Annotated in this window: 25 protein-coding genes and 1 pseudogene; 17 read left to right on the top strand and 9 right to left on the bottom strand. The window is 73.6% G+C overall.

The window, feature by feature from the left end:
• The first annotated feature begins 89 nt into the window (after positions 1–89).
• Both RBH18_RS17805 and RBH18_RS17800 read left to right on the top strand, forming a co-directional pair.
• The gene (locus RBH18_RS17805) at positions 90–260 is read left to right on the top strand and encodes a hypothetical protein (protein WP_306209162.1); all 171 of its coding nucleotides are present in this window, start codon (positions 90–92) and stop codon (positions 258–260) included.
• 127 nt (positions 261–387) lie between these two features.
• On the top strand, positions 388–2,010 hold the full coding sequence (locus tag RBH18_RS17800; protein WP_306209122.1) for a methyl-accepting chemotaxis protein: 1,623 nt from the start codon (positions 388–390) through the stop codon (positions 2,008–2,010).
• Between the two features lie 14 nt (positions 2,011–2,024).
• Here RBH18_RS17800 and RBH18_RS17795 read toward each other — a convergent pair whose 3' ends face one another.
• The gene (locus RBH18_RS17795; RefSeq protein ID WP_306209157.1) at positions 2,025–2,915 is read right to left on the bottom strand and encodes a LacI family DNA-binding transcriptional regulator; all 891 of its coding nucleotides are present in this window, start codon (positions 2,913–2,915) and stop codon (positions 2,025–2,027) included.
• 58 nt (positions 2,916–2,973) lie between these two features.
• Here RBH18_RS17795 and RBH18_RS17790 point away from each other — a divergent pair, with 58 nt between their 5' ends.
• The 9 genes from RBH18_RS17790 to RBH18_RS17750 all read left to right on the top strand — a co-directional run bounded on the left by RBH18_RS17790 (position 2,974) and on the right by RBH18_RS17750 (position 10,385).
• Positions 2,974–3,987, top strand: coding sequence for a zinc-dependent alcohol dehydrogenase (locus tag RBH18_RS17790; RefSeq protein WP_306209120.1), 1,014 nt, complete (start codon positions 2,974–2,976; stop codon positions 3,985–3,987).
• Between the two features lie 54 nt (positions 3,988–4,041).
• Positions 4,042–4,734, top strand: coding sequence for a response regulator transcription factor (locus RBH18_RS17785; RefSeq protein ID WP_306209117.1), 693 nt, complete (start codon positions 4,042–4,044; stop codon positions 4,732–4,734).
• Positions 4,735–4,802: 68 nt separating this feature from the next.
• The gene (locus tag RBH18_RS17780; RefSeq protein ID WP_306209115.1) at positions 4,803–6,011 is read left to right on the top strand and encodes a cytochrome P450; all 1,209 of its coding nucleotides are present in this window, start codon (positions 4,803–4,805) and stop codon (positions 6,009–6,011) included.
• Between the two features lie 13 nt (positions 6,012–6,024).
• Positions 6,025–6,222 carry a ferredoxin gene (locus RBH18_RS17775; RefSeq protein ID WP_306209113.1) on the top strand — a complete coding sequence of 66 codons (198 nt, stop codon included), beginning with the start codon at positions 6,025–6,027 and terminating at the stop codon, positions 6,220–6,222.
• The gene (locus tag RBH18_RS17770) at positions 6,219–7,373 is read left to right on the top strand and encodes an NAD(P)/FAD-dependent oxidoreductase (protein WP_306209111.1); all 1,155 of its coding nucleotides are present in this window, start codon (positions 6,219–6,221) and stop codon (positions 7,371–7,373) included. Before RBH18_RS17775 ends, RBH18_RS17770 begins: the two co-directional genes overlap by 4 nt.
• Positions 7,370–8,230, top strand: a complete 861-nt coding sequence (locus tag RBH18_RS17765; protein WP_306209109.1) for an SDR family oxidoreductase — start codon at positions 7,370–7,372, stop codon at positions 8,228–8,230. Before RBH18_RS17770 ends, RBH18_RS17765 begins: the two co-directional genes overlap by 4 nt.
• Positions 8,231–8,309: 79 nt before the next feature.
• A complete protein-coding gene (locus RBH18_RS17760) occupies positions 8,310–8,849 on the top strand; it encodes a cysteine hydrolase family protein (RefSeq protein WP_306209107.1) in 540 nt (179 codons plus the stop codon).
• A 92-nt stretch (positions 8,850–8,941) separates the two neighbouring features.
• Positions 8,942–9,712, top strand: coding sequence for an SDR family NAD(P)-dependent oxidoreductase (locus RBH18_RS17755; protein WP_306209105.1), 771 nt, complete (start codon positions 8,942–8,944; stop codon positions 9,710–9,712).
• Positions 9,713–9,791: 79 nt separating this feature from the next.
• Positions 9,792–10,385, top strand: a complete 594-nt coding sequence (locus RBH18_RS17750; RefSeq protein ID WP_306209103.1) for a TetR/AcrR family transcriptional regulator — start codon at positions 9,792–9,794, stop codon at positions 10,383–10,385.
• A gap of 5 nt (positions 10,386–10,390) precedes the next feature.
• On the opposite strand, the gene RBH18_RS17745 is transcribed toward RBH18_RS17750, so the two are convergent.
• The 6 genes from RBH18_RS17745 to RBH18_RS17720 all read right to left on the bottom strand — a co-directional run bounded on the left by RBH18_RS17745 (position 10,391) and on the right by RBH18_RS17720 (position 16,864).
• A complete protein-coding gene (locus tag RBH18_RS17745; protein WP_306209101.1) occupies positions 10,391–11,194 on the bottom strand; it encodes a nitroreductase family protein in 804 nt (267 codons plus the stop codon).
• A complete protein-coding gene (locus RBH18_RS17740; protein WP_306209099.1) occupies positions 11,194–11,520 on the bottom strand; it encodes a hypothetical protein in 327 nt (108 codons plus the stop codon). Before RBH18_RS17740 ends, RBH18_RS17745 begins: the two co-directional genes overlap by 1 nt.
• Positions 11,517–12,239, bottom strand: coding sequence for a methyltransferase domain-containing protein (locus RBH18_RS17735; protein WP_306209097.1), 723 nt, complete (start codon positions 12,237–12,239; stop codon positions 11,517–11,519). The genes RBH18_RS17740 and RBH18_RS17735 overlap by 4 nt, the downstream gene beginning before the upstream one ends.
• Before the next feature lie 139 nt (positions 12,240–12,378).
• Positions 12,379–13,593: a PQQ-dependent sugar dehydrogenase gene (locus RBH18_RS17730; protein ID WP_306209095.1), complete on the bottom strand. Its 1,215-nt coding sequence runs from the start codon at positions 13,591–13,593 to the stop codon at positions 12,379–12,381.
• A gap of 85 nt (positions 13,594–13,678) precedes the next feature.
• Positions 13,679–16,042, bottom strand: a complete 2,364-nt coding sequence (locus RBH18_RS17725; protein WP_306209094.1) for a WD40 repeat domain-containing protein — start codon at positions 16,040–16,042, stop codon at positions 13,679–13,681.
• A 27-nt stretch (positions 16,043–16,069) separates the two neighbouring features.
• On the bottom strand, positions 16,070–16,864 hold the full coding sequence (locus tag RBH18_RS17720; RefSeq protein WP_306209092.1) for an alpha/beta fold hydrolase: 795 nt from the start codon (positions 16,862–16,864) through the stop codon (positions 16,070–16,072).
• 85 nt (positions 16,865–16,949) lie between these two features.
• On the opposite strand from RBH18_RS17720, the gene RBH18_RS17715 reads away from it, so the two are divergent.
• From RBH18_RS17715 to aroQ, 4 genes and pseudogenes are all read left to right on the top strand, one after another.
• Positions 16,950–17,363, top strand: coding sequence for a MarR family winged helix-turn-helix transcriptional regulator (locus tag RBH18_RS17715; RefSeq protein ID WP_306209090.1), 414 nt, complete (start codon positions 16,950–16,952; stop codon positions 17,361–17,363).
• 45 nt (positions 17,364–17,408) lie between these two features.
• Positions 17,409–20,096, top strand: coding sequence for a hypothetical protein (locus RBH18_RS17710; RefSeq protein ID WP_306209088.1), 2,688 nt, complete (start codon positions 17,409–17,411; stop codon positions 20,094–20,096).
• Between the two features lie 44 nt (positions 20,097–20,140).
• Positions 20,141–20,566: a hypothetical protein gene (locus RBH18_RS17705; protein WP_306209086.1), complete on the top strand. Its 426-nt coding sequence runs from the start codon at positions 20,141–20,143 to the stop codon at positions 20,564–20,566.
• Positions 20,563–20,931, top strand: a pseudogene (aroQ, locus tag RBH18_RS17700) (gamma subclass chorismate mutase AroQ); the annotation flags it as partial. The gene RBH18_RS17705 and the pseudogene aroQ, both read left to right, overlap by 4 nt.
• A gap of 101 nt (positions 20,932–21,032) precedes the next feature.
• Here the strand turns inward: aroQ and RBH18_RS17695 are convergent.
• Complete coding sequence (locus RBH18_RS17695; protein WP_306209084.1) at positions 21,033–22,259, bottom strand: MFS transporter; 1,227 nt, start codon at positions 22,257–22,259, stop codon at positions 21,033–21,035.
• Positions 22,260–22,302: 43 nt separating this feature from the next.
• Here RBH18_RS17695 and RBH18_RS17690 point away from each other — a divergent pair, with 43 nt between their 5' ends.
• Positions 22,303–23,058, top strand: coding sequence for a DeoR/GlpR family DNA-binding transcription regulator (locus RBH18_RS17690; RefSeq protein ID WP_306209082.1), 756 nt, complete (start codon positions 22,303–22,305; stop codon positions 23,056–23,058).
• A gap of 52 nt (positions 23,059–23,110) precedes the next feature.
• On the opposite strand, the gene RBH18_RS17685 is transcribed toward RBH18_RS17690, so the two are convergent.
• A complete protein-coding gene (locus tag RBH18_RS17685) occupies positions 23,111–23,956 on the bottom strand; it encodes a helix-turn-helix transcriptional regulator (RefSeq protein ID WP_306209080.1) in 846 nt (281 codons plus the stop codon).
• Positions 23,957–24,070: 114 nt separating this feature from the next.
• On the opposite strand from RBH18_RS17685, the gene RBH18_RS17680 reads away from it, so the two are divergent.
• Entirely contained in the window at positions 24,071–24,616 is a 546-nt protein-coding gene (locus tag RBH18_RS17680; RefSeq protein WP_306209078.1) for a YbhB/YbcL family Raf kinase inhibitor-like protein, read from the top strand.
• The last annotated feature ends 47 nt before the right edge of the window (positions 24,617–24,663 follow it).

Here is a 24,663-nt window from a genome sequence, read left to right as displayed (position 1 = left end):
CGTCGTCGTCACCGGAGCCGGGTCCGGCATCGGCCGCGCCACCGCCGTCCGGCTGGCCGCCGAGGGCGCGCACGAACATCGAGGGTGGCATGCGCTCGCAGTACGCCGCGCGCCGCGCGGGCCCGGTGATGCAGGCGACCATGCCCGCCCCCGTGGGCCCCGAGGCGGTCGCCGCCGCCATCGTCTGGCTGCTCAGCGACGACGCCGCCAACATCAACGGCGTCCTGCTGCCCAGCGACGGCGGCTGGTCGGCCGCCTGACCGGCTCGTACCACTTTCCGCCTGCCGCTGCGGAAAAAAGCCGGGAACAGTCCCCTTGTGGCGTAAACGCTCAGAGTGTTCGCGGAGGTGCCGATGCGACCCGCGAGAGCGACGTCAGGAGATCGGCATGTCTCAGCACGACCAGACTGCACCCGGCACCTCGGGCAAGGGCCGGAACTGGTTCGCCGACCGGAGGGTCAACACGAAGATCCTGTCGATCGTGGCGGTGATGGCGGTCGCGGCCATGGCGATCGCCTACACCGGGTTCACCCGGCTGCAGAGCCTGGACCGGGAGAGCCGCGCCCTCTACACCGGCAGCGTCAACCCGCTGGTCCAGCTGGCCGCGATTTACCAGCCGTTCCAGGGCATGCGGGGGCGGGTCATCGAGTACGGCGTCGCCAGCACCGCCACCCGCGCGGATCTCAAGGAGGAGTTCGCCGAGCGGGAGACCCGGGTGACCGACGGAGTGCAGGCCTACCTGCCGTACGCGGCCACCACGGACCAGATGACCATCTTCAGCGACAAGTTCGCGGAGTTCGTCGATGTCTCGCAGAACACGCTGATGCCGCTGGCCGACAAGGGCGACACCGCCGCCTTCGCCACCGCCTACCGCGAGACGCTGCTGCCGATCATCAATGACGCCGCCGATGCGATGGACGCCGAGAACGCCGCCCAGTCGGACAAGGCCAAGGCGCAGGCCGACGCGAACACCGCCACCGCGCACGCGGCCGAGCAGCTCGTGGTGATTGTGCTCATCGCCGGGCTGCTGCTGGCGATCCTGCTCGGCCTGTACGTCGCGCGGCTCATCGTGCGGCCGCTGGCCGCGGTGCGTACCTCGCTGGTCGCCATGGAGCAGGGCGACCTGACCGTGCCCGCCGCGGTCACCGGCCGCGACGAGGTCGGGCAGATGGCCGAGCTGCTCAACCGGGCCCAGGCCCAGATCCGGCAGGTGGTCGCCTCGGTCGCCGGCGCGGTGACCGGGCTGAGCACGGCCGCCGAGCAGACCACCGAGATCGCCGCCCGGATCAGCCGCAACGCCGAGGAGGCCTCCAGCCAGGCCAAGGTGGTCTCGGCGGCCTCGGAAGAGGTGTCGCAGGGGGTCACCACCGTCGCCGCGGGTTCGGAGGAGATGGGCGCGGCGATCGGTGAGATCGCGCAGAGCGCCAACGCCGCCGCCGAGGTCGCCGGGCAGGCGGTCACCGTGGCCGAGTCGACCAACCAGACGATCTCCACCCTCGGCGAGTCCAGCCGGCAGATCGGCGACGTCGTCAAGGTGATCACCGCGATCGCCGAGCAGACGAACCTGCTCGCCCTCAACGCCACCATCGAGGCCGCCCGCGCCGGGGAGATGGGCAAGGGCTTCGCCGTGGTGGCCACCGAGGTCAAGGACCTCGCGCAGGAGACCGCCCGGGCCACCGAGGACATCTCCCGCCGGGTCGAGGCGATCCAGGCCGACAGTGGCTCGGCGGTCACCGCGATCCAGCAGATCGCGGAGGTCATCGGCCGGATCAACGACTACACCACCACGATCGCCTCGGCGGTGGAGGAGCAGAGCGCCACGACGGCGGAGATGAACCGCAACGTCGCCGAGGCCGCCAGCGCCACCGGTCAGATCAGCGCCAGCATCGACAGCGTGGCGCAGAACGCGCGCACCACCGCCGAGTCCGTCGGCGACGCGCAGCGCTCGGCCACGGAACTGGCCCGCATGTCCGGCGAGCTGCAGTCCGCGATCTCCCGCTTCACCTACTGACCGTACGGCCGGAGTCAGGTGGTGCCGCGCTGGATCACCCGGGCGGCGGCGGGGCGGGCGTCGCCGATCGGGCGGCCGAGGGCGATCTGGGCGGTGCGGCGGCCGTACGTGTGGGCGTCGATGCGGACGGTCGTGAGCGCCGGCCGCCACAGGGCGCCCTGCGGGGTGTCGTCGAAGCCGATCACCGCCAGGTCGCGGGGGGCGGTCAGGCCGAGGTCGGCGAGCGCGGCGAGCGTGCCGATGGCCAGGTCGTCGCCGAGCGCGGCGACCGCCGTGACGCCGTCGTCGAGCAGGGTGCGCAGCCGGGTGGCGGTCGCCGGGCCGCCGTCGACGCGCAGGGCCGGGGGCACGGGCAGGCCCAGCTCGCGCGCGGCCCGGCGGACGTGCTCGCCCATCAGGGACAGGAAGGAGTCGTCGCGGGTGGGCTCGGCGACGGCGAGGCGCCGGTGCCCACGCGCGGTCAGATGCTCGACCTGGGTGAGGGTGTGCGCGGCCATGCCGTCGATCCAGCCCCCGTCGGCGGCTGCCCGGCCGTCCCCGGCGAGCATCGCCGGCAGGTCGATCACGGCGTGCGGCGCGACCGCGGCGACGGCGGCCCGGGCGGAGGCGCCCACGCCGTACGAGACCAGCAGCCCGTACCCGGCGAGGGCGAGCTCCTCGTCGAGCCCGGCGATGAAGCTCTCCAGGCTGTGACCCCGGGGGAGGCCGCCCGCCTCCAGCACGATGATCCGTGATCGGCCCTCGCGCAGGGCCCGGGCGATGGAGTGCGGCACGTAACCCAGCTCCGCCGCCGCCCGGCGCACCCGCTCGCGTGTCGTCGCCGGGATGGTCTGGCCGGTGGCGTCGTTGAGCACGAAGCTGACCGTCGCCTGGGAGACCCCGCTGGCCTTCGCGACGTCGCGCATCGTCACCACACGAGCTATCGTACCGGTCACTAATTCGTATAAGTGCGAGGGGAAGCCGATGAAGTCGGTACAGGTGACCGGGCCGGGCCGCACGGCCGTCGTCGAGGTGGAGAAGCCGGTCGCGGGGCCGGCGGACGTGCTGGTCCGGATCCGGGCGTGCGGGATCTGCGGCTCCGACGGCCTCTACATCTCGGTCGGCGGGATCCCGCCGAGGCAGGGGGCGACGCCGCTGGGGCACGAGCCGGCCGGCGAGATCGTCGAGGTGGGCGCCGAGGTCGAGGGCCTGGCGGCCGGCGACCACGTGGTGATCAACGGCATGGCGCTCGGCGACGGCATCCTCGGCAGCGGGGGAGCCCAGGGCGCGCTCTCCGAGTACGTGCTGATCACCGGGGCGCGGGCCGGCACCCACCTGCAGGTCGTGCCGAAGCACATCCCGTTCGAGGTCGCCGCGCTCAACGAGCCGATGGCCGTCGCCGGGCACGCGGTCAACCGCACCGCGCCCCAGGCCGGGGACAAGGTCGTCGTGTTCGGGGCCGGCCCGGTCGGGCTCGGTGCCGCCATCGGCTACAAGCTGCGCGGCGCGCACGTCGTGGTCGTCGACATCGTCGCCAACCGGCTCGACACGGCGCTCAGGATCGGCGCGGACGAGGTCGTCAACTCCGCCGAGGAGGACGTGTTCGCACGGCTGCTGCAGATCCACGGCGAGGCCCCGCGCAGCTTCGTGCGCGGCGCCCGGCCGGACACCGACAACTATCTCGACGCGGCCGGCGCCCCCGCGGTGCTGGAGACCGCCCTGGCGAGCGCCAAGCACGGCGCGACGCTGGGCATCGTCGCAGTGCACAAGAAGCCGGTTCCGGTCCACTTCGGCGACCTGCTCACCACCGAGCTCACGGTGGTGCTGTCGATGGGCTACCCGACCGAGATCTTCGAGGTGACCAAGGACATCGTCGAGCACTGGGAGCGTTACGAGCTGCTGATCAGCGACCGTCTGCCGTTCGCCGAGGCGCAGCGCGCGCTGGAGCTCGGCTCGATCCCGGGTGCCGCCGAGAAGGTCGTCGTCACGTTCGACTGACCTAGGCTGGCTTCGCTTGCCACGAGCGACGTAGTCCAGGCGGAGGACGAGACGATGACATCGGTGCTGCCCCGCGTCCGGGAGACCGGCGAGGTGCTCATGGTGGCCGAGGACCGCGAGCTGCTCGACTCGCTGGTCGCCCCGCTGATCCGGGCCGGGCACCGGATCCGTGCGGTGTCCACGGGCGCCGAGGCCCTGGCGCTGCTGCCCCGCTCGCGCGCCGACGTGATCCTCGTCGACGTCGACCTGCCGGATCTGGCGCGGGTCGGGGCCGCTCGCCGGCTGCCCCGCCGGCGGCGGCCGCCGGTGCTGTGCCTGACCGGGTGCGACGGGCTCGAGCGGCTGATCCCCGAGATCGGCACCAGCGTCGAGGACTACGTGGTCAAGCCCTGCCGGGTCACCGAGGTGCTGGCCCGCGTCCGTGTCCTGCTGCGGGGCGCCGGACAGGGGGAGGCGCAGGGCGCTCTGTGCCACGGGGATCTGTTGCTCGACGACCGCGTCTGCCAGGCCTGGCGCGGGCAGCGGGAGCTGCAGCTGACCGCGGCGGAGTACCGTACGCTGCGCTGTCTGGTGATCCACCCGGAGCAGGTGCTGTCCAAGGAGCAGATCGCCCGGCAGGTCGGCGGCGAGCCGCGGGACGCCAACGCGATCGAGCAGATGATCTCGCGGCTGCGCCGGAAGGTCGACCGGGACGGTCCGGCCATGATTCACACCCGGCGCGGCCTGGGGTACGTGCTCAGCCGCTGACCGGATGTCAGGAACGCGTCAGCTGCGGCTGTTGGGATGGATTCACCGCCGAGTTCTGGAGGAAATCCATGTCCGAGCCGCTGGACTATCCCCTGCAACGCGAGTCCCGGTGTCCCTTCGCCCCGGCCGCCGCGGTCCGGGAGACGACGCGTGCGGACGCCGTCGGGAAGGTGCGGATCTTCGACGGCAGCACGCCGTGGTTCATCACCCGGCACGCCGACCAGCGCGCCCTGCTCAACGATCCGCGGATCAGCTGCAACGAGCGCGCGCCCGGCTATCCGCACATGACCGCGGGCCGGGCGCAGGGCGCGCCGCACCACCCCGACCTGATCACCAACACCGATCCGCCGGTGCACACGCGGCTGCGGCGTACGGTGAACGGGCCCTTCATGGTCAAGCGGGTCGAGCAGCTGCGCCCGCGCATCCAGCGCGTCTTCGACGATCTGGTGGACGACATGCTGGCCGGCCCGAACCCCACCGACCTCGTGCAGGCCATCGGGCTGCCGGTGCCGACACTGGTCATCACCGGGATCCTCGGCGTGCCGTACGACGACCACCAGTTCTTCCAGGCCAACAGTACGGCCGCCATCAGTCACGAGTCGACGCCCGAGCAGGCCGCCGCGGCCAGTGGCGCGCTCGCGAAATATCTGGCCGACTTGCTGACGAAGAAGCTCGACGAGCCGGGCGACGACGTGATGTCCGAGATGGGCGGGCGGGTCAAGGCCGGCGAGATGACCTTCGAGGAGGCGGTCATCATGAGCAGCGCCATCCTCATCGCCGGGCACGAGACCAGCGCCAGCATGATTTCGCTGGGCACCCTCCTGCTGCTGCAGAACCCCGATCAGCTCGCCCTGCTGCGCGACAACAGCGGCGACCCGAAGTTCGTGGCGAACGCGGTCGAGGAGATCCTGCGCTATCTGACCATCGTGCACACCGGCGTACGCCGCATCGCCACCGAGGACATCGACCTGCGCGGCACGGTGATCAGGGCCGGCGACGGCATCATCTTCGACCTCTCCGGCGCCAACTGGGACGAGACCGAGTTCCCCGAGCCGGAGAGGCTCGACCTGACCCGGCCGGCCCGGTCGCACCACGCCTTCGGCTACGGGGTGCACCAGTGCCTCGGGCAGTCGCTGGCGCGGGTGGAGCTGCAAGTCGCGTACAGCACGCTCTATCGGCGCATCCCGACCCTCGCGCTCGCGGCGCCGGCCGAGGAGATCCCGTTCGCGATGGAGGGCGTCGCCTACGGCCTCAAGTCCCTCCCCGTCACCTGGTGAAGGAAGTCCTGCCATGAAGATCGAGTTCGACGAGCCGAAATGCGTGGCGGCCGGGCAGTGCGCGATGGTGGCCCCGGACCACTTCGACCAGCGCGACGACGACGGCGTGGCGGTCGTGCTCAGCGAGAGCGTGGGCCCGGACGGCCTCGACGAGGTGCGTGAGGCGGCGGCCGTGTGTCCCGCGGCGGCGATCCGGCTGGTGGAGGAGTGAACCATGTCGTCATCGCCGGTGCCTCGGCCGCCGGGCTCGCGGCCGCCGAGACCCTGCGGCGCGAGGGCTTCGCGGGCACGGTCACGCTGATCGGCGAGGAGCTCGACGCCCCGTACGACCGGCCGCCGCTGTCCAAGCAGATCCTGGCCGCGCAATGGGAGGCCGACCGGCTCTTCCTGCGCACCGGGGCACAGCTCGCAGCGCTCGGGCTGGACCTGCGGCTGGGCGTGCCGGCCACCGGGCTGGACGTCGCCGGGCGCACCGTGCGGCTCGGCGACGGCTCCGAGATCGGCTACGACGGGCTGATCGTGGCGACCGGGGTGCGCCCCCGGCGGCTTCCGGGGCAGGGCGCGCACGTGCTGCGTACGGTCGCCGACGCGCTCGCCCTGCGCCGCGGGCTCGGGCCCGGCCGGCGGCTGGTGGTCGTCGGGGCGGGCTTCCTCGGGGCCGAGTCGGCGGCGGTCGCCCGTACGGTGGGCTGCGAAGTGACCATGCTGGAGCCGGCGCCCGTGCCGCTGGCCCACGCCGTCGGCGCCGGGATCGGTCAGGTGCTGACCGAGGTGCACCGTGAGCACGGCGTCGACCTGCGCACCGGGGTGACGGTGTCCGCGGTCGTCGAGGGCGGCGTGCGCCTCGGCGACGGCGAGCTGGTCGAGGCCGACGAGGTGCTGGTGGCGGTCGGCTCGCACCCCAACACCGAGTGGCTGGCCGGCAGCGGGCTGCGGGTGGACGACGGGCTGGTGTGCGACCGGTTCTGCCGGGCCGGCCCGGGCGTCTACGGCGCCGGGGACGTGGCCCGCTGGGACAACCCGCTGTTCGGCGTCCCGATGCGCGTCGAGCACCGCACCAACGCCGCCGAGCAGGGCATGGCGGCCGCCCGCAACCTGCTGGGCGCCGCCCGGCCCTTCGCCCCGGTGCCCTACTTCTGGTCCGACCAGTACGACCTGAGGATCCAGGCGTACGGCTACCTGCGCGGCCACGACGCCGTGTCCGTCGTCGAGGGCGACCTCGGCAGCCGCCGCTTCGTGGCCGCGTATCACAGGAACGACCGGCTCGTCGGCGTCCTCGCGATCGGCATGCCACCCCGGACCGTCCGCTCGTGGCGGCAGGCCGTCGCCACCGCCGCCACCACGCAGGGAGCGCCATCGTGAGAGAGAAAGACATCGTCGTGGTGACCGGCGCCGGCGGCATGGGCGTGGCGATCGCCCGGCGCATCGGCAGCGGCCGCACGGTTCTCCTGGCCGACGCGTTCCCGGCCCCGCTCGAGCGCGCGACGGGGGCGCTGCTCGCCGAGGGGTACGCGGCCGAGGGCGTGACCGTCGACATCGCCGACGCCTCGGCGGTGACGAAGCTGGCCGCCGATGCCGCGTCCCGGGGGCGCATCGCGGCGGTGGTGCACACGGCCGGCGTCTCCGCGGCCACCTCCACCGTGGATCGGATCATGTCGGTGGACCTGGCCGGCACGGCCCATGTCATCGACGCGTTCCTGCCGGTCGCGTCGCCGGGCACCGCGCTGGTGTGCATCGCGAGCATGGCCGGGCACGCCGCCCGCCTGTCCGCCGACGACGAGCGCGCGCTCGCCACGGCGCCCACCGGTGACCTGCTGTCCCTGCCGGTGGTGGCGAGCGCCGGCGACGACCCGATCGCGGCGTACCTCATCGCCAAGCGCGGCAACCAGGTCCGCGTCCAGGCCGCGGCGCCGGCGTGGAACCGGCGCGGGGCGCGGATCAACACCGTCAGCCCCGGCGTCATCGCCACGGCCATGTCCCAGGCCGAGGCGGCGTCGGCCAGCGGCGACCACATGATGGCCATGCTCGACGCCTGCGGCATCGGCCGCACCGGCACCCCGGGCGAGATCGCGGCGGCGGTGGCCTTCCTCACCGGCCCGGACGCGCACTACATCACCGGTACGGACCTCCTGGTCGACGGCGGCCAGGGCGCCTGGCTCCGCTGGCATCCGTCCGCCACATCCTCGCCGTCTCCGCCGCCGCGGCCGCCCTCGGCGTGATCGCCGCCGTGCTGCTGTACCAGCCTCGGGCCGACCGGCGTGCCCGGCCCGCAACCCTCGACATGACAAGGAAAACACTGTGGCTCTGCTCGTCATGGACGTCCAGCCGGCCGTGGTCGCCCGCTACCCCGACCCGGCCTACCTGCCCCGCCTCGCCACCGCGATCGCCGCCGCCCGGGATGCCGGCCTGCCCGTCATCCACATCGGCGTCGGCTTCCGGCCGCACTTCCCCGAGGTGCACCCCCGCAACAAGATGTTCGGCCGCCTCGCCCAGGCGGGCCCCGGCGGCGCCCCGACGGTCTTCGTCCCCGAGGTCGCGCCCCGGCCCGACGAGATCGTGGTCACCAAGAAGCGGGTCAGTGCCTTCGCCGGCAGCGACCTCGACCTGATCCTGCGAGCGCGGGGCATCGCCGACCTCGTCCTGACCGGCGTCGCCACCAGCGGCGTCGTGCTGTCCACCCTGCGCCAGGCGGCCGACCTCGACTTCGGCCTCACCGTCCTGGCCGACGGCTGCCTCGACAACGACCCCGAGGTCCACCGGGTCCTGACCGGAAAGGTCTTCCCGATGCAGGCCGACGTGACGACCGTCGCCGACTGGACGGCCGGCCTCGGCGGCTGACGCCGTTCCGGATCAAGCTCCGCGGGGGTCTTGCCGGGGAGCGATCTCTGTGCTTTATTCATATCGAACGTTAAAGATAACGTTCGTTATAGATGAAGCCGGGAGACACCATGGGCTGGAACGGAAAGACTGTCCTGATCACGGGGGCGGGATCCCGGGGCGGCATCGGCGCCGCGACCGCGCACGCCTTCGCGCGCGACGGTGCCACGGTCCTGATCACGGGCCGCAACCAGGAGCGCGGCGACGAGGTCGTCGCCGACATCGTCGCGGCGGGCGGGCGGGCCCGTTTCCTGCTCGCCGACCTCGGCGATCCCGCCGACGTCGACAGGCTCGTCAAGGAGGCCGGCGACGTCGACGTCCTGGTCAACAATGCGGCGAGCTACCGGGACAGCATCGCGCCGAGCTTCGACCAGAGCCTCGCCGCGAACGTCGAGTCCTGGGACGTCAACATCCGGGCGGCGTTCGCCCTGACGACGGGGTTCGCCCGGGGGATGGCGGCCCGCGGCGGCGGCGCGGTCGTCAACGTCAGCAGCATCGCCGGCACGCGGCACATGCCCTTCATGTCCACCTATGGCGCGCAGAAGGCCGCGATCGACTCGTACACCAGGTCGTGGGCGGTCGAGTGGGGCCCGGCCAACGTGCGGGTCATCGGGATCGCGCCGGGCAACGTGTCGAGCGAGAACGTCGTCGAGTTCATCGGGCCCGAGAGGTTCCGGACGATGGCCGAGAGCAGCCCGCTCGGCCGGCTCGGCACGCCGGAGGAGATCGCCGATGTCATCGCGTTCGTCGCGAGCGACCGGGCGAGCTTCCTGACCGGCCAGACCATCTTCGTGGACGGCGGCCACATGGCGAAGGCGGTCTGACGCCCCGGCGGTTGCTGCACGTGCGGGAAGGTCTGCCCGCCTCCGATTGTTAGGATCTTGTCCGGCAAAGGAGGCGGGGATGCCCCGTGGCAGGCAGCGAGAGTTCGACGCCGATCAGGCGCTGGACCGCGCGGTCGACGTGTTCTGGCGGCAGGGTTACGACGGGACGTCCATCACCGATCTGACCGCGAGCCTGGGCATCAGCGCCCCCAGCCTCTACGCGGCGTTCGGCAACAAGCGCCAGCTCTTCGACAAGGTCATGGACCGTTACATGGCGACCAGGCTCGTCCGCCGGGCGCAGGCGCTCTCCCTCGACGACCCCGTCGAGGCCGCGCGCCGATACTTGCAGGGAGTCGTCCGCGACGGGACCATGCCCGACCATCCGCAGGGGTGCCTGATGGTCGGCGGCGCGCTGGTGTGCAGCGACGCGAACCGCGACGTGGCCGATCAGCTCGCCGCCCTGCGCACGGACGTCCGCCGGGACCTCCAGCGGCTGTTCGCGCGGGCCGTCGAGGCCGGCCGGCTGCCCGCCGGCGCCGACGCCGAGTCGCTCGGCGCCTACGTCGCGGCCGTCGCGCAGGGCATCTGCGTCGACGCCGCGAGCGGCGCCTCCGAGCAGAGCCTCATGAAGATCGTGGACGTGGCCCTGTCGGCGCTGCCCGCGCCCGCCTGAGCCGCCTATCCGGCGGCCCGGTGGTCCCAGCCCTCCTGGGGAGTGGCGCAGGTGCCGCGGAAGACGTACTGCGAGGGCAGTTTGCGCTGCTCGCTGGTCCAGTCGATGGGTGGCCGCCGCTGCTTGGCGGGCAGGTAGCCCAGGCGGTAGACGGCCATCAGCTCCAGGTCGTCCGGCACCCGCAGCAGGCGGACGATCTCGTCCCAGCGGCCCGGGACCTCCATCGGGAACGAGATGAACTGGATGCCCATGCCGAGCTCGACGGTGGTGAGCCAGACGTTCTCCATCGCCGCGCCCATGCTGAAGACCGAGTAGAACGAGGACAGCTCGCCCGGGCGGTACTCGCCCCGGTCGAGCATGACGCCGAGCAGCAGCGGGGAGCCGGCCACGAGCTTGCGGTTCTCCTCGCCGAGGCTCTGCGGCACCCGCATGGCGTTCATGAGCTTCTGGCCCCGGCCGGTGAAGACCTGGCTGGTGAAGGGGCGCAGCGGCGCGGGCAGCCGGTCGAACAGCATCCCGTCGCGGCGGCGTTCCATCTCCTCCCTGCTGAACCGGAAGTACGGCTTGTAGCGCTCGAAGAAGGTGCCGTTGGACATCGCCTCGGTCATGCTCTCCCCGCTGATCCGGGCGATCTCCTCGATCGCCGGGCGCTCCTCCACCAGGACGAAGCGCCACGGCTGGCTGTTGAGCTGCGACGGCGCCCGTCCCGCGACCTCCATGAGGAGCCGCTGGTGCTCCTCGGAGACCGGGTCGGGCAGGAACGGGCCGTTGGTGGTTCGGCGCCGGCGCACCACGTCCAGGAAATCCATCAGCGGTTCCTCCAGGCGAGAACAAGGGCGAGGGCGTACGCCGGCGCGGCCGACCCGGCGACGGCGGCGTGCCGGTGGAGCTCTCCGCCGGCGTAGGGCAGGGCGGCGAGCGGGACGGCCGCCGGCAGCAGGGCGAGGCCGGCCGCCCGCCGTTCGGCCACGGCGGCCACGATCGCGATCGTGGTCAGCGACGAGGTCAGCACGTACAGGGCATGGTGGACCCAGCGGAGGCGCCGGTTGTCGATGGCGCCCGCGGCGACGGCGGCGCCGAAAGCACCGTTGGCCAGGTAACTCGCGGCCGCGGCGGTGATCAGCGGCGGGGTCATCGGGTGGCCCCCTCGTAGGTGAGCAGGAGCCGCTGCGGGACCATCGGCCGGACCTGCCACCCCGGCGGGACGACCGCCTGCAGCTCCCGGCGGCGGTAACTGCGGCGGATGGACAGCAGCCCGTCCTGGTGGATGAAGGACCGGCGGGCGAACGGCAGCGTGGCGACGGCGTACAGGCCGTATCCGGCGCGTGCCCGGGACAGGTCGTTGTGGATGACCAGCCCGCGCGCCAGCGCCTGACTGTCCGCCAGCAGGCCGGCGAGCGCGTCCGCGTCGAGGTGGTGCAGCAGGTGGTTGGAGATGACCAGGTCGTAGCGGTCGCCGCGGGCCACCAGGTCCGCGCTCGAGGCCTGCTCGAAGCGTACGCCCGCCGCCGGCAGCCCGCGGACATGACGCAGGGCGCGCTCGTCGGGGTCGATGGCCGTCGTCCGCAGCACCAGCCGGTCGCGGGCCGCCCAGCGCGCGAGGGCGCGGGCGATGTCCCCGCCGCCGAACCCTATGTCCAGCAGGGTCGTGGGCCGGCGGGCATCCAGGCGCGGCCGCAGGTGCTGCCGGTAGATGCGCCGCCAGCCCGAGACGAGCCGGTTGACCACGTCGAACTGCCGATAGGTGCGGTCCAGCCGGTCGGGGTCGCAGTCCGGGGCGTCCATGAACTCCCGGGCCTCGGTGTCGCGCCACGTCAGACCCGCGCCGCGGCGTGCTGTGCCGGTACTGCCCATGTCGCTGGCCCTCCGCCCCGGGGCAGAGGGCCGGCCGCCGGCGAAGGGCGGGTCACGCCGTCGCTGTCACCGGCACCACGCGCCCCTCAGCCGCACGGTGATCGATTCCCAGGAGGGCATACCCCGGAAGATCCGCGTGCTAACGACGCACCGCGGCCGAGGGCGGCACGACGCGCTCGAAGCGGACCCGGCTCAGCCATCCCGGGTAGTCGCTGAGCACGTACACCTCGCCCTGCGTGTCGGTGCCGAACGCGGTCGGCTGGGTGGGGAAGGTGCCGATGGTGGCGGTCTCGTAGCCGCCGCCGGCGGTGGGGCGTACGGCGAAGGCGAGGGTGTTGCAGTAGTCGCTGGCGATGTAGGTGCCGCGGGCCTCGGGAGTGCGGGTGCCCCGGTAGACCACGCCGCCGGTCACCGAGCAGCCCTCGGTCATGTAGTGCTCGTACTCGAAGACGGGGTCGACGTACTGCACGCCCGCCTTGCATTGCGAGGCGTCGAAGATCGGGGTGCCCTCCTTGCAGGACCAGCCGAGGTTCGCCCCGCCCTGCCAGGGCCGGACGTGGTCGACCTCCTCCACCAGGCCCTGGCCGACGTCGCCGATCCACAGCGAGTTGTCGGCCGGGTCGACCGAGAAGCGCCAGGGGTTGCGCAGGCCGTAGAGCCAGATCTCCGGGCGGGCGCCGGTCGTACGGACGAAGGGGTTGCTGCCCGGCACGCAGTAGGGCGTGACCCCGCACGCGCGGCTGACGTCGATCCGGACGATCTTGCCGAGCAGGGTGCCGAGGTCCTGACCCGACTTGTACGGGTCGTTCGCGTACCCGCCGTCGCCGGTGGACCAGTAGAGGTAGCCGTCGCGGCCGAACGCGACCTGCCCGCCGTTGTGGTTGCCGTACTCGGCGTGGTCCTGGGTGAGCAGCACCTGCAGCCGCTCGGGGGCGCCGATCGGCAGCCGGGCCAGGGTGAGCGCGCCGGCCGGGCGGCTCGTGTAGGACACGTAGAGCATCCCGGTCCGCGCGAAGTCCGGTGCGGGGGTGATGCCGAGCAGGCCGCGCTCGTTGTCCGCCGACTCGATCCGGGCGGTCAGGTCGAGCACCGGGCCGGCCGTGAGCCCGGTGTCCGGGTGGTAGGCGCGGACGGTGCCCTCCTTCTCCGCGATCAGCATCCGGCCGTCCGGCAGCCCGGTGATCGCGATGGGGCGCCGCAGGCCGGAGGCCACCTGTTCGGACACCACGGTGAGCTCGGTGAGCGGTACCGCCCGGGCATGCGCGGTGCCGGTCGCCGATGCCGAGGTCGACAGCAGCGTGGACAGGGCCAGGGGGATGAGGCCGGCGAGCGCGGCGGCCGTACGACGACGCATGGTGGCTCCTCGAGCAGAGTGGGGGACGCAACCTGGGAGCGTTCCCACCGTACATCGATTAACGCCAATGTAAAGGCGCCCGCCGTCAGGATCGCGGGGTGATCTCCCAGATCCGCACGGTCCCGGCCGCGTCGCCGGCGGCGGCGTAGGTGCGGCCGTCCGCCTCGATCGCGGTGACGCAGGTGAAGGTGCCCGTAGCGCTGCGCACCGGCGGCGCCACCTGGCCGCCGGTCGTCGCGTCGCAGGTCAGCACGGCGCTGTCGGCCGCCACCAGGACCAGGTCGCGGCCGCCGGCGCGGGTGAGGACCAGCTGCTGGTTGAAGCCCGCCTCGGGCCGGAAACTCGCGCGCGGCTCGCCGGTCGCGATGTCGCGCACGACGATGTCGCCGGTCTCCTCCGGCCAGATGCCCTCGCCGGGATTCTTGCGGGCGTCGACACCGTGGGCGGCCACGAGCCGGCCGCCGGCCCGGCCGAAGGCGGCGTGACCGCCCTCGTCGCTGGTCAGCATCCGCAGGATCGGCTCGCCCGCGGTCACGTCCCAGAGCGTGAGCTGCTCGCTGTCGATGCCGCCGGACTCCGGCGGAAGGGGCTCGCCCGCCGTCCAGGCCAGCAGCCGCGCGCCGTCGGCGGTCAGGTCCTGCAGCCGCTCGGGGCCGGGCAACGGCATCGCGGCGTACGCCGCACCCGTCGCCGCCTCCCACACCCGCAACCGATCACCGGCGACGGCGGCCACCAGCGCGAGCCCGTTCATCTCGGCGCTCGCGACCCGGCCGTCGCCGGGCACGGAGGCGCCGAGCGGCTCACCCGTCGCCGGGTCCCAATGCCGCACCGATCCCCCGGCCGCGGCGACCACGACGTCGCCGGCGAACGCGAGCCCGGTCACCGGGCCGCAGTGGATCGGCCCGGCGGCCTCGGCGGCGGTGCCCGGGTCCCAGAAGCGGATCGTGCCGTCCTCCCCGCCGGACGCGACGACCGGCCGTCCCCGCAGCAGGCCACCGGCGACCGCGGTGACCTCGTCGGGGTGCGCGGCGTGGCGCACCGGCCCACTGACCAGCCACATGCGCACGTGTCCCGAGGCGTCGGCGGACACCACGGCGTGCTTGCCGCGCCGGCGCGTCACGGCGACGGCGGTGACCGGGCCGGCGTGCCCCTGCCATGGGCCGCCGGCCGGTGCGCCGGACGAGACCTGCCAGACGCGTACGGAACCGTCGGCGCCCCCGGTGGCCAGCAGCGCGTCGTCGTCGGTGTCGCGGGTCGCGGTCGCGGTCACGGCCACCGTGGCGTCGTCGTGCTGCCCGGCGCGGCTCAGCAGCTCCCGGCCGGTGAACGAGTCGCGGACCCGCAGGCCGCCGCCGTCGAGGGCGACCTCCAGCGGCCCGTCCGGCGGGTCGGCGGGCAGGGCGATCCGGGCGTACGGCAGGCCGCGCTCGACGTCGTAGAGCATCGCCGGCTCGCCGGTCAGCACGGCGAGCATCCGGCCGGACCGGCGCGCCCATCCGCCGTACGAGCGGACCGGCCCGCCGTGGTAGGCCGAGGACGCGCCGGTGACCGACAATGCGCCGGAGCGCCCGGCCACCGCGGTCAGGAGCCGCCCGTCGTGGGACAGGACCGCGACGGCCGTACCGTCGGGCAGTGCCGATCGGCGCCCGCCCGGCAGCCACAGCTCGGCCCGGTCCGGGCCGGCCGGGGTCCGCCGCACCACCGCCGCGGCCAGCCCGCCCTCCCACTCGGCGAGCGCGAGCCGGCGCAGCCCGCCGTCGCCGGGCCACGGCGGGGCGATCGTCGCTTCGGCGCCGGTGCCCACCTCCCAGATCCGCTCGGCGGAGGCGGCGAGCACCCGGCCGCGGTGCACGACGGCCGCGACGACCGGCTCGCCGGCGGGCAGCGGCTCCCCGTGCGGCTCGCCGGTCAGCACGTCGCGCATCTGACCGTCCGCCGCCACCAGCAGGTTTTCCCCGTACGCGACCAGGGCGCCCCCGCCGAAGTCCCGCTCCGCGACCGGCGACCCGTCCGTGGCGTCCCACACCCGGCACTGATCCGCCCCGGATACGGCGACCAGCTCCCGCCCGCCGGCCACGAACACCGCCGTCGCCCGGGGCGCCCGCGGCCCGTGGAGCGCCGGTCCGGCCGGTACGCCGGTCTGCGCGTCGCGCACCGCCACCGTGCCCTCGCGTGTCACCGTGGCGAGCAGCGTGCGTCCCACTCCCGGCCCGAGCGCGGCGAGCTCGGCGCTGTGCAGCAGTGACCGGTCCGGCAGCGGCACTCCACTGTCGAGCTCCAGGACCCGCACCGGCAGGGACTCGTCGTCGGCGCCGGTGACGATCAGGAGCTCCCGGCCGTTCGCGGTCGTGGGCCGGATCGCCTCCGGCCGCAGGGTGCCCAGCCCGGACGTCAGGACGAGATGCGGTGGCTGCGTGGGGTCTTCGGTCCACCCGCTCGGCTCCGGCATGCCCGCCAAAATAGGGCAGCCGTGCCACTACGCCCGGGGCAGGGCGTGTGCCGCGGCGAAGTCCCACACCGTCGTGATCAGCGCGTCGGGGGACTCGATCTGCGGCAGGTGGCCGGCCTCGGGAAGGACCGTGAACCGCGCGCCGGGGATGGCGCCGGCGAAGGCGCGGCCGAAGGCGGTGTCGCCGATGCGGTCGGCCTCGCCCCAGACGACCAGGGCCGGGGCGCGCACCTCGCGCAGCCGGGCGGCGAGGGCCGGGTCGGTCATGGCGCGGCCGGCGTATGCCTCGAGGGCCACGCGGTTGCCGGCCAGCGCCTCGCGGACCTGCGGGGGCAGCGCGGCCGGGTCGACGCCGTACGTCTGCGGGTCGTGGTAGCTGCGCGCGGCGAGCTCGGCGGGGGTGAGCGAGAAGAAGTCGGCGACCGGGTGGCCGGGCACCTCGATGCCGACCGCGTCGACGAGGACGTAGCCGCTGATCCGGGGCGAGTGCAGCAGCGCCAGCTCGGCGGTGATCCAGCCGCCGATGGAGTTGCCGACCACCGTGACGTCGTGCAGGTCGAGGGCGTCGAGCAGGGCGGCGTACGTCGCGGCCAGCCCGGCGATCGAGTCGAGCGGAGCGGGGCGCGGGGTGCCGCCGAACCCGGGGTGGACCGGGGTCAGCACGCGCGCGGGCCGGGCCCCGGCGAGCCGGTCGGCCCAGGGGGTGACGGTGAGCGGCCCGCCGCCGCCGTGCAGCAGCAGGACGGGGTGGCCCTGGCCGCGCTCGGTGACGGTGAGCTCGACGGGGCCGATGCCCGGGACGGTGAGTGCGTGGACGGTCATGCGAACGCTCCTGCCTGCGGCTGCTCTATATAAGGAACCTTATACAAGGCTCCTTATATACGCAACCTTGCGATAGATTCCCCGGATGAGCTCCTCCCTGCAGCAGGTCGGTCTGGCCGTCAAGCGGCTCCAGTGGCGCCACCACCGCGAGGCCAACCGCCGCCTCGCCCCGCTCGGCCTGTCGCTGGTGCAGTGGGACACCCTGCGCCACCTGCACCTCAACCCCGGCGCCTCGCTGCACCGGCTGGCCGAGCTGACCTTCCAGACCGACCAGTCCATGGGCGAGCTCGCCCGGCGGATGGTCGACCGCGGGCTCCTGGAGCGGGTCGAGGGGCCGGGCCGCAAGGTCCAGCACCGGCTCACCGCGACCGGCGACGAGGCGCGACGGGCCGGCGGCGAGGCCGTCGACGAGGTCCTCACCGGGTCGCTCGGGCAGCTCAGCGCCGACGAGCGGGAAACCCTGCACCGGCTCCTGCGCAAGGCCGCCGGGACGCAATGACGCGGTTCCGGTGACACATCCGCCGACGTCGACTAGACACAAGGGATGGTCATCCGCAGATTCGTCGTTGCCGCGCTCGCCGGGGCGCTGGTGCTCGGTGGTGGAACACAGGCCCTGGCGGCGCCCGACCCCGGCCCGCCGGCCACCCGGGCGGCGCTGCCCGACGGCTGGTCGATCGAGCAGGGCCGGCTGGTCTGGCGGGCCGGGCGGCAGGTGCCGGCCGGCGACGCCGCCGTGGAGTTCTACTCCGGCGAGCGGCTGCTCGGCGTGCCCCGCTTCACCCCCGACCACTCGACCTTCCTGCTCGACCTCGGCCAGGTGCCGAGCCTGACCGACCTTTCGGTACGCGCCGCCGGCCGCCGCCTCGACCGGACCGAGCCGGCGCCGCAGCCACGGGTGCGGCAGGCCGTCAGCACCCCGGCACGCCTCCCCGGGTCCGATGCCGACCCGGGCGTCCCGGGGCGCTACCGGACGGTCGAGGGCGAGTACCAGCTCCCCGCGGTCACCCTGCCCGGCTACCCGCAGCCCATCGAGATGCAAGCCGTGGTCGTCGCCCCGGAGAACGCCCCGGGCCGGCGGCCGCTGGCGCTGTTCCTGCACGGGCGGCACGCGACGTGTTACAGCGGCGACGACTGGTTCGTGGAGTGGCCGTGTCCCGAGGACACGCGGCCGATCCCGAGTCACCGCGGCTATCTGCGGGCGCAGCGGCTGCTGGCGTCGCAGGGCTGGATCACCGTGTCGATCTCGGCGAACGGCATCAGCGCCCAGGACGGCGAGCTGGAGGACTACGGCGCGCAGGGCCGGTCGGCCCTGGTGCGGCAGCATCTCGCACACTGGGCGGACTGGGCCGGGGCGGGCCGGGCGGCGGCGCCCGCGATCGTGCGGTCCGTGCCCCGCGCCGACCTGGGCAATGTCTTTCTGATGGGCCACTCCCGGGGCGGTGAGGGGGTCAGCCGGGCGGCGCTGGACTCGCTCACCCCGCCCCCGGGCTCCGCGCTCCGGGTGCGCTGGACGATCCGCGGCCTGATGCTGGTCGCACCCACGAACTTCGGGCAGAACCCGGTCCCGGACGTCCCGTCGGTGACCCTGTTGCCGGGCTGCGACGGCGACGTCGCCGACCTCCAGGGTCAGATGTTCGTCGACCAGACCCGCGGGGTCAGCGCCGGCGCGGCGCTGCACAGCTCGCTGTTCGTCGTCGGCGCCAACCACAACTTCTTCAACAGCGAATGGACTCCCGGCCAGGCGGCCGCCTTCGCCGACGACGACTGGGAGTACGTCGACTCCGACGACGCCGTGTGCGGCACGGCGGCTCCGACCCGGCTGACCGCGGAGCAGCAGCAGGACGTCGGCGCGACGTACATCGCGGCGGCCGCCCGGCTGGTCACCGGCGACGATCGCATGCTGCCGCTGCTCGACGGCAGCGGCGTCCGCGCGCCGTCGGCGGATCCGGCGTACGTGCTCAGTCATGCCCTCGGCGGCGCGCGCAAGGCCGCGCTGCTGCCGGACCCGGCGGTCGCCACCGGCGGGGGAGCGCGCATCTGCGAACAGGTCACGTACGAGCCCGAGGACTACTGCGTCCGATCGATGGCCGGACGCAACCAGTCGGTGCACTTCACGCCCTTCCGCAACGTGATCCCGGAGCCGGGCCGCTACGCCGCGGACCTGCTCTGGTCCGCGCCGGGCACACCCCTGACCCTGACCCCCGCGCGGCCGGTGGCCCTCGGCGGCTACCGGGATCTCGCGGTACGCCTGATCGTGCCGCCGAACTCGACGGGAACCCGCTTCGGCGTCACCGTCGTGGACCGCTCCGGCCGGCGGACGGCCCTCGGGGAGATCGGCGCCGACGGGCTGCCCGGCACCGACGCGACCGTCGGGCTGTGGGCCCAGGAGGTACGGGTGCCGCTGCGCGGGCTCCGGGCCGACCTGGTGAGCCTCGAACTGACCCCGCGCACCGAGGACGGGCAGGCGTGGCTGATCGACGCCTGGGGCTACCGGCCGGGCACACCGGATCCCCGGACGCGCTCGCTGCCGCGGATCGACATCGGGGACCTCGCGGTGACCGAGGGCGACTCGGGCAGCCGCACCTATGACGTGCCCGTGCGGGTGACCGGCGACGGCGGCGGACGCGTGCGGCTCATGCTGTTCGACACGTCCACGTACGACAGCACCGTGTGGACCGGGACCATCGCGCCCGGCCAGAGCCTCATCGAGGTGCCGGTCGAGGTCGCCGGCGACACCCTCTACGGCGAGTACGAGCAACTGCGCGTACTGGCGAAGGCGGAACGCGGCCTGGTCATCGGCGACTACCAGGGCACGGTGGAGGTGCTCAACGACGATCCGAAGCCGGACATCAGCCTCGCCCCGGTCGCGGACACGGTCACCGAGGGCGGCACGCTCAGCTGGCGGGCGACGCTGTCCACCGAGGCCGAGTCGGCGATCATGGTGCTCGGCGAGACCCAGCCGCCCGCCGAGGGCACCGAGGTGTCGACCCGCGACGTCGACCCCGACTGGCTGTGGCTCAACTCCGGGGCACGGCCCGAGCCGGAACGGCCGCTGTCGCAGACGGGCGCGGTCGCCTACACCTATGTGTACGGCGGGGAGCTCACCGCCGACATCGACGTGCCGACGGTGACCGACACCGTCGCCGAGGGCCCCGAGAAGGTGTCCCTGAGTTTCGGTCCCGAGCTGGGTACGGTCTCCGGCACGGTGATCGACCCAGGACGAGTTGAGTAGCGGTACTCACGATCGGCGGAAGGCGGGACGGCAAGGTCGTTCCCATGAGAACTGATCGTCTTCGTCTTCCGCTCCGGGTCCTCCTCAGCGCCGCCGGTGGCGCCGCCGTCGGCCTGGTGACCTGGGGCATCGCCCGCCTCGTGGTGCACGGCGTCGCCGCCGCGCACCACAACGAGCTGGACGGCATGGAGCTCGGGTTCTACGCCATCGGCATCCCACTGCTGGTCGTACCCCCGCTGCTCTGGGGTGTGCTGCGCACCCTGCGGGTCCGCGCGGCCGGCCTGATCGCCGGACTCGGCCTCGCGGCCTACGCCGTCGCCTTCCACATCTCGGCCAGCGTCGACTACACCAGCCCGTTCTCCTCGCTGTTCCTCACCTCGTCGCTCGTCTACGCGGCGTACGCCGGCTCGGCCGCCGCGCTCTCGGGTGCGCTCGGCGGCCCGCGGCGCGCCGGCGGACAGGTGGCGTGAGGCCGCACCTTCGGGCAGGCCGGTGCGGGACGCCGGGGCAGGGCGCGGTCGGGCTCGTACGGGCTTCTGGATCCGCCCCGGCCGCGGAACGGATTCTGCTGGCGGACAAGGGTGCCGCGGCGAAGTTCGGCACGAGCAGCCCGATTGAGGATCCGGTTCGTGAGCAGCAGGTCCTGGACCAGGCTGCTGCGCTGGCGGCCGAGGCGGGTCTGGACACCGCCGGCACCGTCGCCTTCTTCCGGGCGCAGATCGAGATGAGCAAGCTGGTGCAGCGTTCCCTGTTCGAGCGGTGGACCGCCCATCCGGAGCAGGCGCCCACCGAGCGGCCCGATCTGGCCACCGAGGTGCGCCCGGAGCTTGATCGCATCACCGTCGAGTTCAGCGGTCAGCTGGTGGCGACCGGCGACCTGCGTGGTGCCGGCGCTCGCTGTCACCCCCGCGCGCCGGGGAGAGGTGACCTGACCGCTCACGCCGCGCTGTTCTCCGCCGTCCGCTCGGGCGACGGGGACGGCTGCGGCCGGGGCGTCCGGGTGGTGCGCAGCATGGGTGCGGTGATCGCGGCGACGACGCAGAAGACCAGCGGTAGCAGGAACGCGTAGTTCAGCTGCGTGACGTGGGTGAGCGCGCCGATGACCGCCGGCCCGGCGAGCATGCCGAGGTAGCCGAGCCCGGCGACGCGGGAGACGTTGGTCGCCGCGGCGGCGGGGTCGGTGTGGCCGGCGGCGCTGAAGAGCTGGGGGATCGTGCCGGCCAGCCCGGCGCCGAAGAGGGTCCAGCCGGCCAGGGCCACCGGGACCGAGGGCGACCAGACGACCAGGGTCAGGGCGGCCGCGGCGAGCACCGAGCCCCAGCGCAGGACCGCCACCGGTCCGAAACGGGCGGCGATGCGGTCGATGAGGAAGCGTCCGGCGGTCATCGCGGTCGCGAAGGCGCCGTAGGCCAGGGCGGCGGTGGCCGGGTTCGCGTCGAGGACGTCGCGCATCGACAGGGCACTCCAGTCGGCGGCCGCGCCCTCGCTGAGCATCAGCATCAGGGCCAGGCCGGCGAGGATCCAGATCCGCGCCGGCGTGGACCGCCAGCTCGGCTTGACCGCGGCCGGTTCGGCGTCGGACGCGGGGTGCTGCGGCTTGCCGAGCAGGCCGGGGCGGGCGGCGACGGCCAGGATCAGGCAGACCACGCTCACCGCGGTCAGCGTGGTGAACGGACTCCAGCCCCAGCTCAGGGTGCGGGTGGCCAGCAGCGACGCCAGGACGCCCCCGATCGAGAACATGGCGTGGAACGCCGACATCACCGGTCGCCCGTACGCGGCCTCGACCTGCACCGCGTGCGCGTTCATGCTCACGTCCAGGCAGCCGTTGCCCAGCCCGAGCGCCAGCAGGGCCAGGCCCAGCGTCCAGCCGTCGGTCGCCAGCGCGGGCAGGATCAGGGCGGCGCTGAGCAGCAGCCCGCTGATGGGAACCACGCGCCGGGCGCCGTAGCGGTCAGTCAGCGGGCCGGTGACCTGCATGCCGGCGAACGCGCCGCCGCCGAGCAGGAGCAGCAGCCAGCCGAGGGTGGCGTGGCCGATGCCGGCCCGCTGCTCGATCAGGGGGATGTGCACCACCCAGATGCCGAGGACAAAGCCGTTCAGGGCGAAGTACAGGAAGGTGGCCAGCCGGGCCGCCCGCAGCTCATTGAACATGCAAACGAACATAACAAACATGGCGGTTGTTCGTAAGTTCAGATTTAATGATCGTATGAGCGTGCAGCGACACCGGCACATCGTCGAAGCCGTGCAGCAGGCCGGTCAGCTCAGCGTCGCGCGGCTGGCGGAGCTGACCGGCACCTCCGAGATGACCGTGCGCCGGGACCTGGAGCAGCTGGCGGAGCAGGGCATGATCGAGCGCTATCGCGGTGGCGCCCGCACCCTGGTGCTGCGCGGTGAGGAGCCGCCGTTCGCCCTGCGGGCGCAGGAGCAGCACGAGGGCAAGCGGCGGATCGCGGCGGCCGCCGTCGACCTGCTCGCCGACGGCGAGGCTGTGGTGCTCGACAGCGGCACCAGCTGTCTCGAGGCTGCCGCCCTGCTCACCGGCCGGCGGCTGACCGTCATGCCGATGTCGCTGCACGCGGCCAACGCCCTGGTCGGCGCGCCGCAGCTCAAGCTGCTGCTGCCGGGCGGCGAGCCGCGGCCCGGCGAGCTGGCCATGACCGGCCCGCTGGCCGAGGCGTCGCTGGCCGCCCTGCGCTTCGACACGGCGATCATCGGCTGCTGCGGGCTCACCGCCGCCGACGGGCTGACCGCCTACGACCTGGCCGACGCCGCGATCAAACGAGCCATGATCGCCTCCGCGCACCGCACGATCGTGCTCGCCGAGCCCGCCAAGTTCAGCCGCACGGCGCTCGCGGCGGTCGCCCCGGTCTCCGCGTTCACCATGGTGATCACCACGAGCGAGGCCTCCGAGGAGGAGATCGCCGCCCTCACCGCCGCCGGCACCATCGTCCACGTCGCCTGAGGATCCGGGGCGACCGGTCCGTCGCCGGGCCCGGCCTCGCGTGGGGGAGACCTCAGTTGACCGCGCGCAGGCCGCTCTGCCCGAAGACGAGGGAGCGCAGCGCCTCCCCGGCGTGCGCGTCGGCCGGGGTGACGGCGCAGAGGCGCTGCTCCGAGCCGTCCTGCACGGCCAGCACGTCGTACCGCAGGGTCATGACCCCCACGGCCGGGTGCAGGATGCGCTTGGTGCCGTTGGTGCGCTCCTGCACGGTCTGGTCGTCCCACCAGGCCGCGAAGTCGCGGCTGCCCCGGCGCAGCGTGGCGACCAGCGCCTCGAGCCGGGGATCGCCGGGGTGCCGCGCCAGATTGGCGCGCAGGTTGCCGACGTGCTCGCGGGCGATCCGGGTCCAGTCCAGCTGGAAGTCGCGGGAGCCGGGGTCGAGGAAGAGCGGCTCGGTCGTGTTGGTCCCGGCCGTGAAGCCGGGACCGAACAGGGCCGCCGCCGCGGCGTTGTGGGCGAGCACGTCGAAGCGGAAGTCGACGATCCAGGCCGGGGTCGACGGCATGCTGTGCAGCAGCGTCCGCAGCGACTCGCTCGCCGGGGCCGGCACGTGCCGGGCGGGCGGCGCCTCGCCCCGGGCGATCAGGTGCAGGTGATGGCGTTCGGTCTCGGAGAGCCGCAGCGCCTGGGCCACCGCGTCCAGGACGGCGGTGCCCGGGACGCCGACGCGGCCCTGCTCGAGGCGGATGTACCAGTCGATGCTCACGGCGGCGAGCTGCGCGACCTCCTGGCGGCGCAGGCCCGGTGTCCGGCGCCGGCCCAGCTCGGGCAGGCCGGCGTCGCCCGGCCGCATGCGGGAGCGCATCGCCCGCAGGAACGCGGACAACTCGGGCCGGTTCGCGGCGCGGGGAGCTGGCATGCCTCCCAGTGTGCGCCGCCGGGCACCGGCGCGTCGATCATCGAGGGTGGCACTCCGGGTACCAGCACGCCGCGGATCTCCCTGCCTGTCGCCGCAGGTCGCAGGCTTTGCGGCATGACAACAGCCAACGACCCGTTCGCCCGTCTTCCCCAGGTGCCCGCCTTCGAGCTGGCGAGCACCGCCGTCACCGACGGCCGGCCCCTGCCGCTCGCCCAGCACTCCGGCGCCTTCGGCGTCCCCGGCGGCCAGGACGTCTCCCCGGACCTGACCTGGTCCGGCGCCCCCGAGGGCACGAAGAGCTTCGCGGTGACCGTCTTCGACGCCGACGCGCCGTCGATGTCGGGCTTCTGGCACTGGGCCGTCTGCAACATCCCCGCCACCGTGACCACCCTGCCCGCGGGCGCCGGGGCCGCGGACGGATCGGGGCTGCCGCGGGGTGCGGTCCAGCTGCCCAACGACGCCCGCCTGGCGCAGTACATCGGCGCGGCCCCGCCGGCCGGGCACGGCGAGCACCGCTACTTCATCACCGTGCACGCCCTCGGCGTCGAGGACATCGGCGTGCCCGCCGAGGCCACCCCGGCGTACCTCACCTTCACCATGGCCGGCCACACCCTTGCCCGCGCCACGATCGTGGCCACCGCCGAGACGCCCGCCGCCTGAGCGGGGAAACCCGCGATCTGTCCCGCCGGCACCTGTCGCGGCGGGAC

The sequence above is a fragment of the Actinoplanes oryzae genome (assembly GCF_030757795.1).
GTDB lineage: Bacteria > Actinomycetota > Actinomycetes > Mycobacteriales > Micromonosporaceae > Actinoplanes.
The sequence above is the reverse complement of the archived record's forward strand: the minus strand, read 5'-3'. Positions and strand labels throughout refer to the sequence as shown.

What these genes read in the sequence shown, in the direction of transcription:
- RBH18_RS17705 (WP_306209086.1), top strand. Translation starts at nt 20,141, where the DNA reads ATGAGAACTGATCGTCTTCGTCTTCCGCTCCGGGTCCTCCTCAGCGCC.
- RBH18_RS17755 (WP_306209105.1), top strand. Translation starts at nt 8,942, where the DNA reads ATGAAGCCGGGAGACACCATGGGCTGGAACGGAAAGACTGTCCTGATC.
- RBH18_RS17780 (WP_306209115.1), top strand. Translation starts at nt 4,803, where the DNA reads ATGTCCGAGCCGCTGGACTATCCCCTGCAACGCGAGTCCCGGTGTCCC.
- RBH18_RS17695 (WP_306209084.1), bottom strand. Translation starts at nt 22,259, where the DNA reads ATGTTCGTTTGCATGTTCAATGAGCTGCGGGCGGCCCGGCTGGCCACC.
- RBH18_RS17750 (WP_306209103.1), top strand. Translation starts at nt 9,792, where the DNA reads ATGCCCCGTGGCAGGCAGCGAGAGTTCGACGCCGATCAGGCGCTGGAC.
- RBH18_RS17710 (WP_306209088.1), top strand. Translation starts at nt 17,409, where the DNA reads ATGGTCATCCGCAGATTCGTCGTTGCCGCGCTCGCCGGGGCGCTGGTG.
- RBH18_RS17790 (WP_306209120.1), top strand. Translation starts at nt 2,974, where the DNA reads ATGAAGTCGGTACAGGTGACCGGGCCGGGCCGCACGGCCGTCGTCGAG.
- RBH18_RS17715 (WP_306209090.1), top strand. Translation starts at nt 16,950, where the DNA reads ATGAGCTCCTCCCTGCAGCAGGTCGGTCTGGCCGTCAAGCGGCTCCAG.
- RBH18_RS17795 (WP_306209157.1), bottom strand. Translation starts at nt 2,915, where the DNA reads ATGCGCGACGTCGCGAAGGCCAGCGGGGTCTCCCAGGCGACGGTCAGC.
- RBH18_RS17745 (WP_306209101.1), bottom strand. Translation starts at nt 11,194, where the DNA reads ATGGATTTCCTGGACGTGGTGCGCCGGCGCCGAACCACCAACGGCCCG.
- RBH18_RS17805 (WP_306209162.1), top strand. Translation starts at nt 90, where the DNA reads ATGCGCTCGCAGTACGCCGCGCGCCGCGCGGGCCCGGTGATGCAGGCG.
- RBH18_RS17730 (WP_306209095.1), bottom strand. Translation starts at nt 13,593, where the DNA reads ATGCGTCGTCGTACGGCCGCCGCGCTCGCCGGCCTCATCCCCCTGGCC.
- RBH18_RS17785 (WP_306209117.1), top strand. Translation starts at nt 4,042, where the DNA reads ATGACATCGGTGCTGCCCCGCGTCCGGGAGACCGGCGAGGTGCTCATG.
- RBH18_RS17775 (WP_306209113.1), top strand. Translation starts at nt 6,025, where the DNA reads ATGAAGATCGAGTTCGACGAGCCGAAATGCGTGGCGGCCGGGCAGTGC.
- RBH18_RS17685 (WP_306209080.1), bottom strand. Translation starts at nt 23,956, where the DNA reads ATGCCAGCTCCCCGCGCCGCGAACCGGCCCGAGTTGTCCGCGTTCCTG.
- RBH18_RS17740 (WP_306209099.1), bottom strand. Translation starts at nt 11,520, where the DNA reads ATGACCCCGCCGCTGATCACCGCCGCGGCCGCGAGTTACCTGGCCAAC.
- RBH18_RS17735 (WP_306209097.1), bottom strand. Translation starts at nt 12,239, where the DNA reads ATGGGCAGTACCGGCACAGCACGCCGCGGCGCGGGTCTGACGTGGCGC.
- RBH18_RS17725 (WP_306209094.1), bottom strand. Translation starts at nt 16,042, where the DNA reads ATGCCGGAGCCGAGCGGGTGGACCGAAGACCCCACGCAGCCACCGCAT.
- RBH18_RS17800 (WP_306209122.1), top strand. Translation starts at nt 388, where the DNA reads ATGTCTCAGCACGACCAGACTGCACCCGGCACCTCGGGCAAGGGCCGG.
- RBH18_RS17720 (WP_306209092.1), bottom strand. Translation starts at nt 16,864, where the DNA reads ATGACCGTCCACGCACTCACCGTCCCGGGCATCGGCCCCGTCGAGCTC.
- RBH18_RS17690 (WP_306209082.1), top strand. Translation starts at nt 22,303, where the DNA reads ATGAGCGTGCAGCGACACCGGCACATCGTCGAAGCCGTGCAGCAGGCC.
- RBH18_RS17680 (WP_306209078.1), top strand. Translation starts at nt 24,071, where the DNA reads ATGACAACAGCCAACGACCCGTTCGCCCGTCTTCCCCAGGTGCCCGCC.